Source organism: Xanthomonas sp. NCPPB 1128 (assembly GCF_001043115.1).
In the GTDB taxonomy this organism is placed as follows: Bacteria; Pseudomonadota; Gammaproteobacteria; order Xanthomonadales; family Xanthomonadaceae; genus Xanthomonas_A.
On sequence record NZ_LFME01000001.1, the window covers coordinates 259,509 to 278,162 of the forward strand.

Consider the following 18,654-nt stretch of genomic DNA (forward strand, 5'->3'; position numbering starts at 1 on the left):
GCGTATCGGACCGCTCGGTCCGCACCATGGACAGGATCGGCTGAAAAGCCGGTTCGATGCAGCAAGGACAGGGATTAGGGATGTCAAACGGAAATTTCTTGGACGCTTCGATCCGTACCGATGCCGATGCGGGTACGTCACCCGTCAACCCTGCAATCGGCAACGATTTCGATCGTCACGTTGCCTATTGGCGCGACGCGCTTGCAGGCGCGCCTGCCATGCTGGAATTGCCGACCGATCGTCCGCGCACCGGGCAACAGGGTGCCGCTACCGCCAGCATCGGTGTCGCCATCGATTCCGAGTCGACCGCGCTCCTGGACGCGCTCGCCGCACGTTGCGGCACGACCCTGCAAACCGCCCTGTTGGCGGCGTGGGCGGCGACGCTGGCGCGCTTGTCGAGCCAGCACGATGTCGTGATCGGCGTGCCGACCGAGGGCGGTGCGCCGGCCGGTTCGATCGGCGATGTGCTGCCGCTGCGCGTCGATCTCAGCGGCCAGCCCAGCGTTGCCGAACTGCTGGCGCGGGTGGATCGTCGCCTGCGCGACGCATTCGCGCATGCGGTGCCCAGCTTCGAAGGCATCGTCGCATCCACCGCATCGCTGGACGGCGTGCTGTCGGCGCCTGTTTTCCAGAGCGCGCTGGCCTTGCGCGAGGCAGATACGCCGGCGCAGGTGCAGTTGGCGGGCGTGGATCTGGCGTTGGATCTACGCCAGTCCCGGGACGGCGTCTATGGTGAATTGCGCTACGCGATCGCGTTGTTCGAAGCCGAAAGCATCGGGCGCTACCTCGGCCACTGGCGGCGCTTGTTGCGTGCGATGGCCCTGGACGAGACGCAGGCGGTTTCGCACCTGCCGATTCTGGGCGAAGAAGAGCGCCGCTCGGTTCTGCAGACCTGGAATGCGACGGCGATCGAATATCCGCGCGACGCCTGCATGCACGAGTTGTTCGAAGCGCAGGTCGCGCGCTCGCCGGAGGCGGTGGCGCTGGTCGCTGGCGCCCGCACGCTGAGCTATGCGCAACTCAACGAACGCGCCAACCGCCTCGCGCATCATTTGCGTGCGCTCGGCCTTGGCCCGGACGAGCGCGTCGGCATCTGTGTGCAGCGCAACGCAGAGATGCTGGTTGCGCTGCTGGCCTCGCTGAAATCCGGCGCCGCCTATGTGCCGCTGGATCCGGCCTATCCGGCGGACCGTCTGGGTTACATGCTCGACGATGCCGTGCCGCGCGTGGTGCTCACCGATGCCGTCGGCGGCCCCGTGCTGGCGCAAGCGCTGTCCCTGGCCGAACAGACGCAGTCGTTGACCGTGCTCGACCTGCAGGCCGATGCGGCCGCATGGGCGAACGCGTCCAGCGAGAATCCGTCGGCGCAAGCGGTCGGCCTGAATTCGCGCCACCTGGCCTATCTGATCTATACGTCCGGTTCGACCGGTCGGCCCAAGGGCGTGGCCATCGAACATCGCAATGGCGTCAATTTCATCTGCTGGGCCTTGCAGGAATTTTCGGCCGAGACGCTGCGCAATTGCCTGTTCTCGACTTCGATCAATTTCGATCTGTCGATCTACGAATACGGCGTGCCCTTGTCCTGCGGCGGTTGTGTGACCTTGGTCGACAACGCGCTGGCACTGTTGAACACGGCATTGCCGGTCACCCTGATCAACACCGTGCCCTCGGTGATGATGGAGCTGACCCGTGCCGAGGCGATTCCGGCCAGCGTGCGGGTGGTGAATGTCGCTGGCGAGCCGCTCAAGCGCGCGCTCGCCGAGCGCATCATCGCGACTCCACAGGTCGAGCAGCTGTGCAATCTCTATGGCCCGTCGGAAACCACGACCTATTCGACATGGACGCGGATGGATCGCAGTACTGGTTTCCTCGCCGACGTCGGCCGCCCGATCGGCAACACGCAGGTCTATATCCTGGATGAAGTTGGCGCTCCTGTGGCGATCGGCGTGGCTGGCGAGATCTTCATCGGAGGCCACGGTGTCGCCCGCGGCTATCTCGGCAAGGCGGACCTGACCGCCGATCGCTTTCTCGACGATCCGTTCAGCGCCGAGCCCGGCGCGCGCATGTACAAGACCGGCGACCTCGGGCGTTGGTCGAACGACGGTACGATCACCCTGCTGGGCCGCAACGACTTCCAGGTGAAGATCCGCGGCTTCCGCATCGAGCTGGGCGAGATCGAAGCCAGGCTTGGCGAATGCACAGGCGTGCGCGAAGCGGTAGTGGTTGCGCGCGACGACGACAACGGCGGCAAGCGCCTGGTCGCGTATTGCCTGGCCGACGAGGCGCTGGACATTGCCGCGATTCGCGAGCATGTCGCCAGCGCTCTGCCCGATTACATGATGCCGTCGGCATTCGTGCGCTTGGAAGCCTGGCCGCTGACCGCCAACGGCAAGCTCGACCGCAAGGCGCTGCCAGTGCCCGACGACGCGGCATATACCCGCCGCGCCTATGCAGCGCCGCAGGGCGAGATCGAGACTACGCTGGCCTCCATCTGGTCCGATCTGCTGCGGCTCGATAAGGTCGGACGCAACGACGACTTCTTCGAACTAGGCGGGCATTCGTTGCTCGCCGTGCAGCTGGTGTCGCGCGTACGCAAGGCGCTCGATGTCGAGTTGACGTTCCGCGATGTGTTCGATGCCTCGGAACTGTGCGAGCTGGGCGAGCGCCTGCCGCGCATCGCCGCCTCCAGCCTGAGCCCGATCGAGCCGGTGGCGCGACGGCCGTTCCTGCAGATGCCGCAGATCGTACGCGGCTTCTGGGTCATGACCCAGCTCGGCCAGGCGACCTCGGCGCATCATATCGGTGGTGCCTATCGCCTCGCTGGCGACCTCGATCGCCCGGCGCTGGAGCGCAGTTGGCGCGCCATCGTCGCGCGGCATGAAATCCTGCGTACCCGTTTCGTTCAGATCGACGGCGAGCCCATGCTGAGCATTGGCGACAGCGCGCCATTCGATCTGCGCTTTCAGGATATCCGTGGCGTTGAGGACGCGGTCACTCGTTGCGACACGCTCTATTCGCAGTTGTACGCGGAACCCTTCGATCTCAGTCGCGACGTGCCATTGCGCGCGCAAGTGCTGCAACTGGACGAGCATGCGTTCGAGCTGCAATGGGTGACCCACCATATTGTTTCCGATGGTTGGTCGATCGGCGTCATGCTCAAGGAGCTGAGCGAGTTCTATGCTGCCGAAACCGGCCGGGCGCAGGCGTCATTGCCTGCGCTGCCGGTGCAGTACATCGATTACGCATTCTGGAAGGGTGAACATCTGCCGGCTGCCGAGCTGGATCGGCAGATCGGCTACTGGCGCGACACGCTGGCGGGTGCGCCGTTGTTGCTCGAGTTGCCGACCGACCGTCCGCGAGCGCCGCAGCAGGATTTTGCTGGCGCAGCGATCGATCTGCATCTGGACGAAGCCTTGACTGCACGGTTGAAGTCCTTGAGTCGGCGTCATGGCGTCACCCTCTACATGACGATCCTGGCCAGTTGGGCGGCGGTATTCTCGCGCCTGTCGGGGCAGTCGGAGGTTGTGATCGGCAGTCCGATGGCCAGTCGCGACCGCGAGGAGGTCGAACCGCTGATCGGCTTCTTCATCAATACCCTTGCGCTGCGGATCGACCTGGATGGCAACCCTTCCACCGGCGAGCTGCTCGCGCGTACGCGCCAGCGGCTGCTGGATGCGCAGGCGCACGGGGATGTACTGCTAGATCGCGTGATTGAGGCGCTCAAGCCGCCGCGCAACAGCGCCTACAACCAGATGTTCCAGGTGATGTTGGCCTGGCAGAGTCAGGATGAAGGTGAATTGGCGCTGCCGGGCGTCGAAGTCGTGCGCGCACCGAAGGCGATGAAGACCGCGCAGCTTGATCTGCTGATGGATCTGCGTGAGAAGGACGGCTCCATCAGCGGCTTCCTGAACTACATGACCGCGTTGTTCGATCGCGAGACGATCGAGCGCTTCGTCGGCTACTGGCAGCGCTTGCTGACAGCGATGGCCGCCGACGACACGGTGCCTGTCTCGGCGCTGCCGGTGCTGGGCGACGCTGAACGCGCGCAGGTGCTGCAGCAGTGGAACGCGACGGCGCAGCCCTATCCGCGCGACAGCTGCATCGGTGCGTTGTTCGCTGCGCAGGCCACGGCGCACCCGGATGCGGTGGCCCTGGTGTGGGGCGAGCGGCGGGTCAGCTACGCGGCGTTGGATCGCCGGACCAACCAGATCGCGCAGTGGCTGGGCGCGCAGGGCATCGGGCGCGGGGCGCGAGTGGCCTTGTCGCTGTCGCGCGGCGTGGCGATGGTGGAGACGCTACTCGGCGTGTTGAAGGCCGGCGCTGCCTATGTGCCGATGGCGCCGGATCTGCCGTGGACGCGGGTGGCGTTCATGCTGGAGGACGCGCAGCCAGCGCTGTTGATCGCGGATGCGAGCGCGCAGCTGCCGGACGCGCCGGGGGTGCCGGTGGCGCGCCTGGAGGCAATGGCCGACGCGCTGTCGGCGCATGCCGATCACGCGCCGGCGGTCGCGGGGATGGAGGCGACGCAGCTGGCGTACGTGATCTACACCTCCGGCACGACCGGCACGCCCAAGGGCGTGCAGGTCTCGCACCGCAACGTGGTGAACTTCTGTTGCTGGTGCCGCGATGCCGGCTTGCTGGCGGCGGGCGTGCGCATGACCCAGTTCGCGCCGTATACCTTCGACGCATCGGCAGGGGAAATCTTCGCCGGCCTGCTCGGCGGCGCCGAGTTGCACCTGCTGGACGAGGAGACGATTCATAGCCCGCAGCGCCTGCAGGCATATCTACTGGAGCAGCAGATCGGCTTTGCGGCCTTGCCGCCGGCCTATCTGCAACAGCTGGATCCGGGGCTGGCACCGAGCAGCATGAAGCTGCTGACCGCCGGTTCGGCACCGACGCCGGAGCTGGTGCGGCGTTGGGCCGGTCGTGGCGAGTACGTCAACGGCTACGGCCCGACCGAGACGACGATCCTGTCGACCACGACGGCGCTGAGCGCGGAGGAAGCGCGCATCAGCATCGGCCGTCCGATCGCCAATACCCGGGTGTACGTGCTGGACGCGCACCGTCAGCCGGTTCCGGTCGGGGTGACCGGAGAGTTGTGGATCGGCGGCGACGGCGTCACGCCGGGCTATCTGAACCGCGACGCGCTGACCGCGGAGCGCTATGTCGCCGATCCGTTCTGCAGCGAGCCTGACGCGCGCATGTACCGCACCGGCGACCTCGGCCGTTGGTCGTCGGACGGCAGCCTGGAGTTCGCGGGTCGCAACGACTTCCAGGTGAAGATCCGCGGCTTCCGCATCGAATTGGGCGAGATCGAAGCCAAGCTGCTCGAATGCCCTGGGGTGCGCGAGGCGGTGGTGGTCGCGCGCGGGGAGGGGGGCGAGCCGCGGCTGGTGGCGTACTGCCTGACCGACGGCGTCGCGGACGAGGCGCTGGATGCTGGTGCGTTGCGCGAGCGGTTGGCCAGCCAGTTGCCCGAGTACATGGTGCCGGCGGCGTTCGTGCAGTTGCAGGCCTGGCCGCTGACCGCGCATGGCAAGCTCGACCGCAAGGCGCTGCCCGCGCCGGACGACAGTGCCTATGCGCGGCGTGCGTACGAGGCGCCAGAGGGCGAGATCGAACAGCGCCTGGCGCAGTTGTGGAGCCAATTGCTGAAGGTCGATCAGGTCGGCCGCCACGATGGCTTCTTCGAACTGGGCGGGCATTCGTTGCTGGCGGTGCAGCTGAGTTCGCGCGTGCGCCAGAGCCTGGGCGTGGAACTGCCGTTGCGTTGGGTGTTCGAAGCGCCGGTGCTGTCACAGCTGGCGCAGCGTCTGGCGAGCGGCGACGCCGCGCAACTGAGTGCGATCGCGGTGGCCGAGCGTTGTCCGCACATGCCGCTGTCGCTTGCGCAGCAGCGCCTGTGGTTCCTGACCCAGATCGATGGCGCCAGTGCCGCCTATCATACTGCTGGCACGTTGCGCTTGACCGGTCGCCTGGACGTGGACGCGTTGGAGCGTTCCCTGCAGCGTGTCGTCGCGCGGCATGAATCGCTGCGCACGCGCTTCGTGCTGATCGAGGGTCAGCCGATGCAGCGAGTGGATGCAGATGCGACGCTGCGGCTGCGCTTCGAGGACCTGCGCGGCGAACACAATCGCGACGCCTTGCGCGTCGCGCAAGGCGAAGCGCTGTACGCGCAGCCCTTCGATCTGAGCGTCGATCCGCCGCTGCGGGTATTGCTGGCGCAACTGGAGGACGAGGAGTACGCGCTGTATGTGGTGATGCATCACATCGTCTCCGACGGCTGGTCGATCGGGGTGATGCTCAGTGAGATCAGCCAGCTGTATACCGCCGAGCTGGAGCACGTAGCCGATCCTCTGCCGCCACTGCCCATCCAGTACATCGATTATGCGCAATGGCAGCGGCAGTGGTTGGCCGACGGCCAGCTGGAACGACAGGCCGCGTACTGGCGCGAGACCCTCGCCGGCGCGCCGACCCTGATCGAATTGCCGACCGATCGTCCGCGTCCGGCGCATCAGGACTTCGCAGGCGCCGCGCTCGCAATCGATCTGGATGCCGCACTCACTGCGAGACTGAAAGCGCTGAGTCAGCGCCACGGCGTGACGCTCTACATGACCTTGCTGGCGAGTTGGGCGGCGCTGCTGAGCCGCCTGTCGGGGCAGGAGGAGGTGGTGATCGGCAGCCCGATGGCCGGCCGCACCCGGGCCGAGATCGAACCGTTGATCGGTTTCTTCGTCAACACGCTCGCGCTGCGGATCGACTTGGGCGATGCACCGACGGTGGCCGAGTTGCTGACGCGTACGCGCCGGCAGGTCCTCGATGCGCAGGCGCACCAAGACCTGCCGTTCGACCACGTGGTCGAAGTGACCAAGCCGGCGCGCAGTACCGCGCACACGCCGATCTTCCAGGTCATGCTGGCGTGGCAGAACCAGGAGCAGGCAGGTCTGTCCATGCCTGGCATTACGACCGAAGGTCTGCCCCAGGAAACCAGCAAGGCGCGGTTCGACCTGGCCTTGGACCTGGCCGAACGCGATGGAGGCATCGTCGGTGTGCTGACCTACATGACTGCGCTATTCGATGAGCCGACCGTGGTCCGCTATGCGGGCTACTGGCAGCGCCTGCTGACCGGCATGGCGCAGGACGAGGCGATGGCCGTGGCGCGCCTGCCATTGCTCGACGAAGCCGAGCGTATGCGCCTGCTGCATGAATGGAATGCGGTCAGCGAGATCCATCCGGAGTCGACCGTGCATGCGTTGTTCGAAGCGCAGGCACGGCGCACGCCCGATGCGCAGGCGCTGATCTGTGAAGACCTTACCCTCAGCTACGCCGAACTGAACCGCCGCGCCAATCAAGTGGCGCATCGCTTGATCGGCCTGGGTCTGCAGCCCGACGACCGGGTGGCGATCTGCGTCGAGCGCAGCGCGTCGATGATCGTGGGTCTGCTCGGCATTCTCAAAGCCGGCGCAGCCTACGTGCCTTTGGATCCGAGCTATCCGGTAGATCGGCTGGCCTACATGCTTGAGGACAGCCGGCCCAAGGCGTTGCTGACGCAAGCGCAGGTGTACGCGCGCCTGCCATCGCTGCAGGCTGCACAAGCGCCGCTGCTGGTGCTGGATGACAGCAGCCTGGATGCCGTGGACACGCACGATCCGAACATCGCGGGTCTTACCTCGCGCCACTTGGCCTACGTGATCTATACCTCCGGTTCGACCGGCCAGCCCAAGGGGGTGATGGTCGAACATCGCTCGCCGGTCAATTTCTGGCGGGCGATGTGCCAAACCACCCATCGCGAACTCGCGCCGAATTCGCGCGTTGCCTTGAACGCGGCGTTCTCCTTCGACATGTCGCTGAAGGGCATTCTGCAGCTGCTGTCGGGTCACTGCGTGGTGCTGGTGCCGCAGGCGATCCGCGCCAACGGCCCGGCCATGCTGGCCTTCTTCGAGCGCTACCGGATCGAGGCAATGGACAGCACACCGTCGCAGTTGCAGGTGTTGCTGTCGGCCGGCTTGATCGAATCCGGCGGGCATCGTCCGACCAGTATCTATCTGGGCGGCGAGCCGGTGAGCCGCCGCATGTGGGAGCGCCTGAAAGCCTCTCCGAAGATACACTTCCACAATATGTACGGCCCGACCGAGTGCACGGTTGATGCGACCATCGGCAGCATTCGCGAGTCGCTCGGCGGTCCGGTCATTGGTAAGCCGATCCTCAATACGCCGGTGTATGTGCTCGACGCCTACGGCGAGCCGTCGCCGGTCGGTGTGCCCGGAGAGATGTTCCTCGGCGGCGTGCAGGTTGCGCGCGGCTATCTGGATCGTGCGGAATTGACCGGCCAGCGTTTCCTGCGCGATCCGTTCGCGGCGCACGCCGATGCGCGCATGTACAAGACCGGCGACCTCGCACGCTGGACCGCCAACGGCGAACTCGAATATCTGGGCCGCAACGACTTCCAGGTGAAGATCCGCGGCTTCCGCATCGAGCTGGGCGAGATTGAGGCCAAGCTCGCCGCGTGCACTGGTGTAGATGCAGCGGCGGTCGTGGCGCGCGAAGACGCGTCGGGCGAGAAGCGGCTGGTCGCTTACGTGACGCTGCAGTCCGGGACGACCTCGTCGATCGCCGACCTGCGCACGCAGCTGCTGGCACAGTTGCCCGAGTACATGGTCCCGGCGGCGTTCGTGGTGTTGCTGTCGCTGCCGCTCACCCCCAACGGCAAGCTCGATCGCAAGGCGTTGCCTGCACCGGACGATACCGCTTATGCGCGGCGCGATTACGCAGCCCCGCAAGGGCGCGTGGAAACCGCGCTGGCGACGATCTGGGCCGAGTTGTTGCACGTGGACCGGGTCGGCCGCTTCGACGATTTCTTCGAGCTTGGCGGTCACTCGCTGATGGTGTTGGTGGTAATCGACAAGCTCGCCGCTGTTGGCATCGAGCTGAAGCTAGCCGACATCTACCGACTCGGCACCGTGCAGGCCATCGCGGCCGCGATCGAGGCCGATGGCGATACGGCCGCCGCCGAGCCCACGATGGAAGCGTGGTTGGATCGCCGCGGCTGGAGTTACTGCACCGAAACCATCGGCGAGCGTCGGATTCTGCGCCTTTCGCCGGCCACGCCGGCCGACATTGCCGCATTGAAAAAGTTCAGTGCTTGGCTGGACGGCGCTGGGAAACCGAGCCGTATCGTGATTGGCGAGGAACCGCTACCGATCAGCGATGCCAAATTCGATCAGCGGGCCTTCCTCGCGGGCCTGGAAGCCTCGCTTGCGCAAGGCGAGCGCGCCGTCCGCGCGGCGGACGTCGTCGAGCGGTATCCCTTCAGCGAAGTGCAGAAGTCCGGCATCGAGTGGCACGATCGCGTGTCCCAGCACGTCGTCCCGGTCAACGGCTGGTGGTCGGCGGATGAATTGCGCAGTGCGTTCGCCGTGATGGTGCGCAGCCAGGACATGCTGCGTGCGGCCGCTGACTTCGATGCATCGCGCTGGGATGTGCTGGATCCGGCAGCGTTCCGCGCGGACGATGTGCCGTGGCTCGATCTGCGCCAGCTGCCGTCCAGTGACGCGGATGTGGCCTGGTCGGCGATCGTCGCCGCGCTGCATCGGGCGCAGGCGACATCCCGCCTATGCCATGTCGGCGTATTGCTGTCGCGCAGCGACACCGACCATCTGTTGCTGATGGTGAACGATCACCTGATCAGCGACGGCCGCTCCTTCGAAGCCATCGCCGAAGGGATGCGCCGGATCCTGGTCGAAGACAGAGAGCCGCTCCCGGGCCGCTATGGCGATTTCGTCGCGGCATGCGGGCAAGAGCACGATCCATCCTTGCTCGACCGGCTGGCGATCGAGCTGGACAACGCAGGCATGGCACAGGTCACGCGCGCCACTGCCGAGGCGCTCGCAGCGAATGCGGATCAACCCGCACGCATGCTGGTGATCGAACTGCCTGCGGCGTCCTCCGATGGCTCGGCCAGGCGAGCCTTCGATCTTTTCCGGACCCTGGTCGCAACGGTCACCGGTTTGGATCGCTTCGCGATGACGATGACCCATCACGGCAGACAGTTGGGCAACCGAAGCTTCGTCGGTCAGTTCGGCCTGTTCCTCGACAAGATACCGGTCGCGGTCGGACCGGAGAGCGTGCTCGAAGACGCGATCAAGCGCGCCGAGCTGCTGCATCGCCAGGGCGTTCGCTTCCTCGACTGGTGTCGCTCCGGCGACGCCCGCGCCGTGACGACGCTGGCCTCGGCAAAGGGCGAAGTTACCTTCAATTTCCAGCGTGCTGCCGGCGAAGGGCTCGACCACGCGCATGTCGACTTCCAGGCCCTGTGCGCCAACATCGAAGCCGTGCGGGGTGTCGTGTTCGATGCCTATGCCGGAACCTCAAGACTCGACGCGATGTTCGTCTTCAAAGGAAGTAGTGCCATGGTCGAAAAAGTGAACGCCTTGATCGCGTCGGCGGGAGGGGCCGTCCGCAATGGCGGCGACATCGCCGGGTCCGACCCTGCACCGGCGCCGGTCCTGGCGGCGGCACCGATCCTCGCGGTGGTGGCGCCGTCGGTCGCAGTCGCAGAACCTGCGATCGTCGTGCAGGACTTGTACAAGCGCTATGGCGATGTCGAGGTGGTCAAGGGTCTGAACTTCAGTGTGCCCAAGGGGGCTTGCTTCGGCATCCTGGGCCCCAATGGCGCCGGCAAGACCTCGCTCCTGGGCATGATCGAAGGCATCGTTCCGATCACCTCCGGCCGCATCACCATGCTCGGCATGGACGTGGGCACGCAGATCCGCAAGATCCAGCCGCGGCTCGGCGTGCAGTTGCAGAGCAGCAACTACTTCCAGTTCCTGACCGTCAAGGAGCTGCTGGAGTTCTATTCGCAATACCGAGCCGCGGCGAGCGGCAAACGTAGGCTCGACACGACGGCGCGCTTGCTCGATCGCCTGGATCTGGCCGACAAGATGAGGTTCAAGGTCGACGATCTGTCCGGCGGGCAGAAGCAGCGCCTGTCGATCGCGATCGCGCTGCTTGGCGATCCGGACATCCTGTTTCTCGACGAACCCAGCGCTGCCCTCGATCCGCACAGCCGTCGCCACCTGTGGGAGTTCATCGAAGAGCTCAAACATGAACGTACTCGCACCATTGTGCTGACCACGCATTACATGGAAGAGGCCGAGCGCCTGTGCGACGAGATCATGATCATGAGTAAAGGAACGATCGTCGATCGCGGCGATCCCAGGTCCTTGGTGGCGCAGTTGAACGCAACCCAGCAGGTCGTGGTCAAGCTCGACGTCGGTGCGCCGGGTGAGGAGATCGCTGTGGACATGGCGCCGACGTTCGTCGCGAGCTGGGACGGGTTCACCGATTCGCTGCGCATCCCTACCGACGACGTGACCGGCGCGATCCGCCAGATCCTCTCCATCGCCGAAGCGCGCGGCGTTGCGGTGGCCGGCATCCAGGTGGACCGCTTGAATCTGGAAGACGTGTTCTTGAACAAGACAGGGAAGGAATTGCAGTCATGAGAACGGTGTGGGTGTTCTTCAAGTTGCGCATGCGCCAGCTCCGCTACGACAAAGTGGCGCTGGTGTTCTGCTACGTCTTCCCGGTGGTGCTGCTGCTGGGCATCGGCTATCCCTTGGAGTTGTCCGGCAATCACAGGATCAAGGTCTCTTACCTGGAAGCGGAGGTCGCGCCGGCCGGCAAGTCCCTGATCGATGCGCTCGGCAAGCAAGACCTCGTCCACGTCGTGCCCTTCGTGGGCGAGCGCGCGCAGGCCGAAACCGCGCTCAAGAACAACGAGATCCAGCACTTGCTGAGCGTCTCCGGGGCGTCTGCGGACGGGCCGGCGAACCTGACGATCGAAAGCAATTCGCTGGAGGAGAACCGCATCGCGGCGATCGCGCTGGCGTCGATCCTGAAAACCAACGTTTATGGCGCGTCGGGGACCGAAGTCCGCCTGCAGAACGTAGAGGTAAGCCGGCGCTCCTCCTATCTGGCCACCTTGTTGCCGGGCCTGATCGGGATGACGATGCTGGTGATCGGCTTGAGCGGTTTCGGCTCGGTGCTGATCGGCGAGGAAAGCGCGGGGCTGTTCAAGAATCTGAAAGCCATCGACGTTTCGCCGACGCCGTTCTTTGCCGGATTGTTTCTCTCTCGCGTCTTGGTCGCCTACAGCGTGGTCGCCGGCATGCTCGCCGTCTCGGTGTTCGGACTCGGCGTATCGGCCGACATCAACTATCTGTTGCTGTTGCTGGCGGTGACCATGGGCGCGGCGACCTATCTGGGCATCGGCCTGATCGTGTTCCTGTTCAGCCGTTCGGTGATGGCGTTCAGTGGCATCGTCAGCTTCATCCAGGTGCCGATCTTGCTGCTCGGTGGCGCGTTCTTCTCGATCAAACTGTTTCCATCTTGGTTGCAGCCGATCGCCCAGCATTCGCCGCTGGCGCCATTCACCTCGATCCTGCGCGAACTGATGTTCGGCGGGGTCGGTTTGCAAGACGTCTCGCAGCTGTACCCGTCGCTGATCACCATGTCGGTCTGGATGGTGGTGATTCTCTTGCTGGCGCGCTGGAGATTCCGATGGTGATTGCCGCGTCCGTGGGGCCGATGCGCGCATGCGCCGCCGTGCTGGACGTGGGCGATCTTGTCGACGTCTTCCCAGGCGGCCGCGACATGCGTGAGGCGGAATGGAAAGGAGATGCGCGGTACAGCGCGGACGGCGGCGGCGATCACCGCATCCAGACACGAGGAGCGGTCTCGAATCTCGATCCATCCATGCCATCAGTTGGGTCCAAATGGTAGACAAGTGCGCCGCTATCGTCCGTGTTGGTGTTACGGTTACCTACAGCACCATATGTCTTCGTCGGCGAGATGCGATTGACCGCACGCTCGACCACTCACCTGCAGTGTTGTTCGTTCCGTCATCGCTGACACAGCTGGCCGCGCCGGCGATGGTAGCTACCGCACCGGGGCAGGCCGAATTGCCGCTGCGGTCCGATAGGCACTCGTCGCTGGCCAGTTTCCACCGTTCAAGCACCGAAGTGGTTTCGCTATGAAAATGCGTCCAATGATCTACGCCGCAACCTTGCTGGGCACCGGTCTGTTGTTTGGTTTTTTGCTCAGCGGTCGGTCCGCCAAGTCTGCCGTCACCACCAATCAAACCACGCCACCGCTGACGGTCAGCGTGGTCAAGTCACAACGCAAGGCGCTGGCCGAGGCGGTCTCCGTGGTCGGCGCCACGCGCAGTCGCGAGAATGTGCCGGTGATCCCGCAACTGTCTGGACTGCAGGTGCAACGCGTGGAAGCCGAGGTCGGCGACTATGTCAAGGCCGGGCAGGTATTGGCAGTACTGGATGGCAAGGGCATGGGGATCTCCAGCAACGAGCTGCGATCCGACTTCGAGCGCGCACGGGGCGACTACGAGCGCATGCGTCTATTGCTGCCGCAGCAACTGGTCAGCGTGGAGTCGTTCAAACAGAAACAGGCGGATTTCGAGGGTGCACGCGCGCGCTACGACAACGCGCGACTGAGTGTGCAGCGCACCAACGTGGTTGCTCCGGCCGCAGGTTTCGTCTATCGGCGTACCGCGGAGATCGGCAACCTCACCAGCGATAGCGTCGCCTTGTTCGAGATCGCCAAGGACGGCGAGATGGAGGTGGATGCCAGCGTGCCCGAAGCGGTGGTCGGGCGCCTTAAGCCGGGCATGAGCGCGAGCATCAAGCTGGCCGGGCGCGCCGAGCCTATTCCTGGCGAGATTCGCTTGATCACGCCGAACGTGGACAGCGCCACTCGTTCGAGCGAAGTGCGGATCCGTCTGCACGCACAAGATGTCGTTCCGGTGGGCATCTTCGCTCAGGCGCGCATCGATCTGGCGAAGGTGCAAGGCTGGACGATTCCGCGCACGGCGATGCAACAGGATTCGCTTGGCAGCTACGTCTGGTGTGTCGATGGCAAGGGCCTGGTGTCGCGCATGCCGATCACGCCGACCTTGCAGACTGTCGACGAAGTTCTGGTGTCGGAATCGCTCGACGGCCTGCGCATTGTGGCCAAGGCCGGCCCGTTCCTGCGCGAAAGGGACAAGGTGCTGATCGCCGACGCGAGTCGCTGAGTGCGTTGCTGATCCAGGTATCGTGACGTTGCACCTTCCGCACTTCCTCATTGGATAGAGACCTTTCGAAATGAACTTCGGCTTCTCGACCTGGGCGATCCGCAATCCGGTGCCGCCGATTCTGCTGTTCGTCATGCTCACGCTGGCAGGCATCGTCGCCTTCATCCAGTTGCCGATCACGGCGATGCCGAATGTGGTCACGCCGGTGGTGGACGTGCTGATTCTGCAACCCGGCGCGACCCCTACCGAGATGGAGACGGAGACGACGCAGAGGGTCGAGGACGCGGTGGCGTCGATCCCGGGCATCAAGCGCATCGTATCGACTGTGACGGAAGGCCAGTCGACGACGCAGATCGAATTCAACCTCGATGTAGGCGTGGATCGCGCGACCAATGACGTACGCAACGCGGTGGCCGCGATCCGGCAGAACCTGCCGGCGACGGTACGCGAGCCGATCGTCCGCCGCGCCAGCGATACTGGCCGGCCAGTCGGTATCTATATCGCCGAAGCGCCGGAAATGCCGATGGAAGACCTTAGCCGCTTCGTCGATCAGACGGTCGCGCGCGAACTGCTAACGGTCAAGGGCGTATCGCGCGTGGACCGCAGCGGCGGCAGCGATCAGGAGATCTCCATTGTGCTGGACCCGGCGACCCTGGCTTCACTCGGAATCAGTGCCGCCGATGTCAGCCAGCAACTGCTGGCCAGCAATGCCAACTCGCCGGGCGGGCGCTTGACTCTGGGCGCGACCGAGTATGCGCTGCGCACGATCGGCCGTGCCGACAGTCTTGACGCCTTGGCGGGAACGCGCATCTCGGTGCCTGGCGGACGCACGGTGAAGCTGTCGGACATCGGTGTCGTTTCCTACGGCCCGTCGGACGTGCGCAACATCACCAAGGTCGATGGCCGCCCGGCGGTGACCTTCATGGTCTACAAGGATCCCACTGTCAGCGAGGTTTCGGTCGCCAAGGCGGTGCGCGAGCGTCTGGAGGCACTGTCGAAGACGCATGCAGTGCTGTTCCGTGTAGCGTTTTCGGATATCGATTTCGTTGAGATTGGATATCGCGCGACGATGTTCAACTTCCTGGAAGGCGCCATCCTGACCGTGCTGGTGGTGTTCTGGTTCCTACGCAATCGGCGTGCGACGCTGATTGCGGCGCTGACGATCCCGTTGTCGATCATTCCCACATTTTTGGTCATGCAGTGGCTGGACTTCAGCCTGAACATGATCAGCTTGCTGGCGATTACACTGGTCACCGGCGTGCTGGTCGATGATGCGATCGTTGAGGTCGAGAATATCGATCGGCATATGCGGTCCGGAAAGTCGGTCATGCAGGCAGCGATTGAAGCGTCCGAAGAGATCGGATTGTCGGTGATCGCGACGACCCTGGTGATCTGTGTGGTGTTCATTCCTGTCAGTTTCATGGATGGCTTGCCGGGCTTGTACTTCCGCCAGTTCGGCCTGACGGTTGCGGTCGCCGCGTTCTTTTCGCTGGTTGTAGCGCGCTTGCTGACGCCGATGCTGGCGTCGCGACTGATGAAGGTTCCAACGACGGATCATCCGCAGGACAGTGCCTTGATGATCCGATATCTTGCGATCGTCCGATGGACGCTTAAGCACCGCATCAAGACGTTGGTGATGGCGCTGATTGGTGTCGTGATGTCGTTCGGACTGGTGCCTTTGTTGCCGCTGGGCTTCATGCCGTACGATGATTATTCGGTCTCCAGCATCACACTGGAAGTTCCTCGCGGTAGCACCATCGAGCAGACCGATCAGGCGGCGCAGCAAGTGGCCGCTGTAGTGAGCAAGCACGCGGAGGTCGAGTATGTGCTCACGCTTTCCGGGGGCGCCGATGGCGCGGTCAACAAGTCGCGCATCTACGTCAAGCTGGTTCCTCCGGAAAAGCGTGATATCAGCGAGCGCGAGTTTACTTCGCGTGTCTACCCGGAGATCGCCAAGTTGCCCGACATGCGAGTCAACTTCGATAGTCTGTCAGGTCGAAAAGACGTTTCCATCGCGCTCGTGAGCGAAGATGATCGTGCGCTCACTCGCGCAGCCGATGCAGTCAAGCGCGACATGCAGAAGATTCCCGGCTTGATTGGCGTCGACACCAGTGTCGGTCAGGAACAGCCGGAAATCGTCGTGCAAATGGATCCGCTCAAGGCGGCCGATTTTGGAGTTACCGCACAGCAGGTCGGAGATGCTATCAGTACGTCGACGATCGGAGACGATATTCCGCGCTTGTCCAAGTTCAATTACATGAGTCGCGAGATTCCCGTGCGCGTTCTCCTGCCGCGCGAATACGGGACGGATCTTGGCGTCTTGGAGAATCTCAAGCTACGTACAGCCTCAGGTGGAAGTGTGCCGTTGGCATCTGTAGCCACCTTGCGATTTGCCAAGGGGCCGGCGACCATCGAACGCTATGACAGGGAGCGCCGCATCGATCTGCAGGCCAATCTCGACGGCGTTGCCCTGGGCACCGCCATGGCGGCTATCAAGGCCTTGCCATCGATCAAGCGCCTGCCGCACGGCGTGCGTGTGCTCGATACTGGCGATGCTGAGTTTGTAAACGAATTGCTGGTGAGCTTCCTGAAAGCGCTTGGTACCGGTCTGTTCTTGGTCTATGCGATTCAGGTTCTACTGTACCGCGACTGGTTGCAGCCATTGGCTCGAATGATGGCCTTGCCGCTGTCGATTGGCGGCGCATTCCTGCTGCTTTTCGCGACGGGCATGGAGTTGAGCCTACCGGCTCTGCTGGGAATGCTGATGCTGATGGGCATCGCAGATAAGAATTCGATCCTCCTCGTGGATGCGATCTTGGAAAACCTCCGCAAAGGTATGCTCAGGTTCGATGCCATCATGCTCGCTTGTCGCGCACGCGCTCGCCCAATCGTAATGACCTCGGTGGCGATGACTGCGGGCATGTTGCCGCTGGCATTCGGTGTATCTTTGGATTCCGCATTTCGAGCACCCATGGCGATCGCAGTGATTGGTGGTCTGATTTCTTCCACGATTCTAAGTTTGATTCTGGTCCCGCTGTTATTCAGCTTCGTTCATGATGTCGAGCTTTGGATGGCTAGGAAATTCGTGTCTAAGGCGCAGGTAGCTGTTCCGGGTGTGGCTTAATTCTATGAAGGCGTCTGGTAGTAGGTGTAATAATCGATTTTAGTGATGCTGTTGAATAAACAATATGTATTAAGAAAAAACTACATGTTCGTTCCTTTAGTAAAGCTTGGTGAATGCGATATCGATATTTGGCTCGCATTCTATGAGGGCATTGGCGAAGGTCCGCTTGTGGAAATTTATCCGCTGCTTGACTCCGATGAACGCAAGAAGCAGGCGCGTTTTTTGCTTGAAGATGATCGTAAGCGCTACCTTGTCACGCGAGGTATGGTGCGTTCGGTATTGTCCGGATATGCGGAGGTGGCTCCAAGAGACTGGAGATTCCAAAAGGGTCGCTTTGGGCGTCCCGGTATCTCCGATAGACATGGCGTCGATGTGTGTGCGCTGTCATTCAACATCTCACACACGCGTGGTTTGATCGCAATCGCCGTTACTTTGAAGCGTGCAGTAGGCGTGGATGTTGAGCATTTTGCGTTGCGTCGTATTTCATTGGAGGCGGCAAGAAGTAGTTTCACTCATGAGGAAATGGCGGAGCTTATGCGTCTGCCAGCACATCTACGACAGGAACGATTTTTCGAGTATTGGACGTTCAAAGAGGCATACGCAAAGGCTAGGGGTTTTGGAATGGCGCTTCCACTTGATCGTTTCGGATTCGATTTGACGATGGAGCGATCTGTACGGTTGGTAGCCGATCCGGGTTTGGATGACGACCCGCACCGATGGCGATTCTGGCAATGTAGACCTGCACAGCATCATCTATTGGCGCTTTGTGCCGATGTTGATCGTGCAGTAACGCCAAGGATTTTCATCTGGAAATGGAAGTCATTGACTTCACATGAAAAAATGGATTTTGAGTTTATTAGGACATCTTGAAATTTGTGTTGCGCCGTTGCATTTGGTGGCGCTCCAGATGAAATTCGATATGGGTCTTCACTTGTGGCGGTATGCAGAAATTATCGATTTTTCAGATGCGGTAATCGGGGTGGGTTGATGCGAAGCTAAAATCTGGTGCAAGCTTCATGTCGCCAGCATTGCTGTTGCGCATTGGCGATGCATTCGAGTATTCCGGAATGCTTCATGGTATCGACTTGTTTTCGAGTTAAATAAAGGTTGGTTCACCGTTTTGGGTGGACTTCGACGCTGCAGATGGCAAGCGGTTCATTGGGTGGCGTCACTTAGTCACCAGGCTTTTATGCCTGATCTGGCGCTGCAAGCACTGCGCAAAATTGGCTAGTTAAATGTCATCGCCGGCATGGTTGACTGAATTTTTGGTTCTTCACCCAAGTCCGGGGAAGGCGCCGCGGATCTTCAGGAAGAAGGGAGCTTCGCGATAACCTTGGACCATGAGTTTGATGGCCTTGATCTTGTTGTGATGCCCTCGACCAAGTTGGTGCGCAGCGGCCAGCGGCAGGCGCCATTGTGCGTGAGCTAGTGAACAACATACGGC

At 62.8% G+C, this 18,654-nt stretch carries 6 protein-coding genes and 1 pseudogene; 6 read left to right on the plus strand and 1 reads right to left on the minus strand.

Going from position 1 to position 18,654, the window contains the following annotated elements; genetic code table 11:
* The first annotated feature begins 98 nt into the window (after positions 1-98).
* The 6 genes from ACP93_RS01085 (at position 99) to ACP93_RS20955 (ending at position 18,080) form a co-directional block, all read left to right on the plus strand.
* Positions 99-11,501 (plus strand): non-ribosomal peptide synthetase, encoded by an 11,403-nt coding sequence (locus ACP93_RS01085; RefSeq protein ID WP_162208491.1) that lies wholly within the window; start codon positions 99-101, stop codon positions 11,499-11,501.
* Positions 11,498-12,565: an ABC transporter permease gene (locus ACP93_RS01090; RefSeq protein WP_048489011.1), complete on the plus strand. Its 1,068-nt coding sequence runs from the start codon at positions 11,498-11,500 to the stop codon at positions 12,563-12,565. Before ACP93_RS01085 ends, ACP93_RS01090 begins: the two co-directional genes overlap by 4 nt.
* The gene (locus tag ACP93_RS21620) at positions 12,559-12,780 is read left to right on the plus strand and encodes a hypothetical protein (protein ID WP_131721564.1); all 222 of its coding nucleotides are present in this window, start codon (positions 12,559-12,561) and stop codon (positions 12,778-12,780) included. Before ACP93_RS01090 ends, ACP93_RS21620 begins: the two co-directional genes overlap by 7 nt.
* A 265-nt stretch (positions 12,781-13,045) precedes the next feature.
* Complete coding sequence (locus ACP93_RS01095; protein WP_048489012.1) at positions 13,046-14,086, plus strand: efflux RND transporter periplasmic adaptor subunit; 1,041 nt, start codon at positions 13,046-13,048, stop codon at positions 14,084-14,086.
* A 70-nt stretch (positions 14,087-14,156) separates the two neighbouring features.
* The gene (locus ACP93_RS01100) at positions 14,157-17,210 is read left to right on the plus strand and encodes an efflux RND transporter permease subunit (RefSeq protein WP_048489013.1); all 3,054 of its coding nucleotides are present in this window, start codon (positions 14,157-14,159) and stop codon (positions 17,208-17,210) included.
* 45 nt (positions 17,211-17,255) lie between these two features.
* Complete coding sequence (locus ACP93_RS20955; protein ID WP_082143333.1) at positions 17,256-18,080, plus strand: 4'-phosphopantetheinyl transferase family protein; 825 nt, start codon at positions 17,256-17,258, stop codon at positions 18,078-18,080.
* 403 nt (positions 18,081-18,483) lie between these two features.
* Here the strand turns inward: ACP93_RS20955 and ACP93_RS22170 are convergent.
* Positions 18,484-18,617 (minus strand): annotated as a pseudogene (locus ACP93_RS22170) (ISL3 family transposase); the annotation flags it as partial.
* Positions 18,618-18,654: the final 37 nt, after the last annotated feature.

Excerpts from the sequence above, each read along its gene's own strand:
- ACP93_RS01090 (WP_048489011.1), top strand. The coding sequence starts at position 11,498 with ATGAGAACGGTGTGGGTGTTCTTCAAGTTGCGCATGCGCCAGCTCCGC.
- ACP93_RS21620 (WP_131721564.1), top strand. The coding sequence starts at position 12,559 with ATGGTGATTGCCGCGTCCGTGGGGCCGATGCGCGCATGCGCCGCCGTG.
- ACP93_RS01095 (WP_048489012.1), top strand. The coding sequence starts at position 13,046 with ATGATCTACGCCGCAACCTTGCTGGGCACCGGTCTGTTGTTTGGTTTT.
- ACP93_RS01100 (WP_048489013.1), top strand. The coding sequence starts at position 14,157 with ATGAACTTCGGCTTCTCGACCTGGGCGATCCGCAATCCGGTGCCGCCG.
- ACP93_RS20955 (WP_082143333.1), top strand. The coding sequence starts at position 17,256 with ATGCTGTTGAATAAACAATATGTATTAAGAAAAAACTACATGTTCGTT.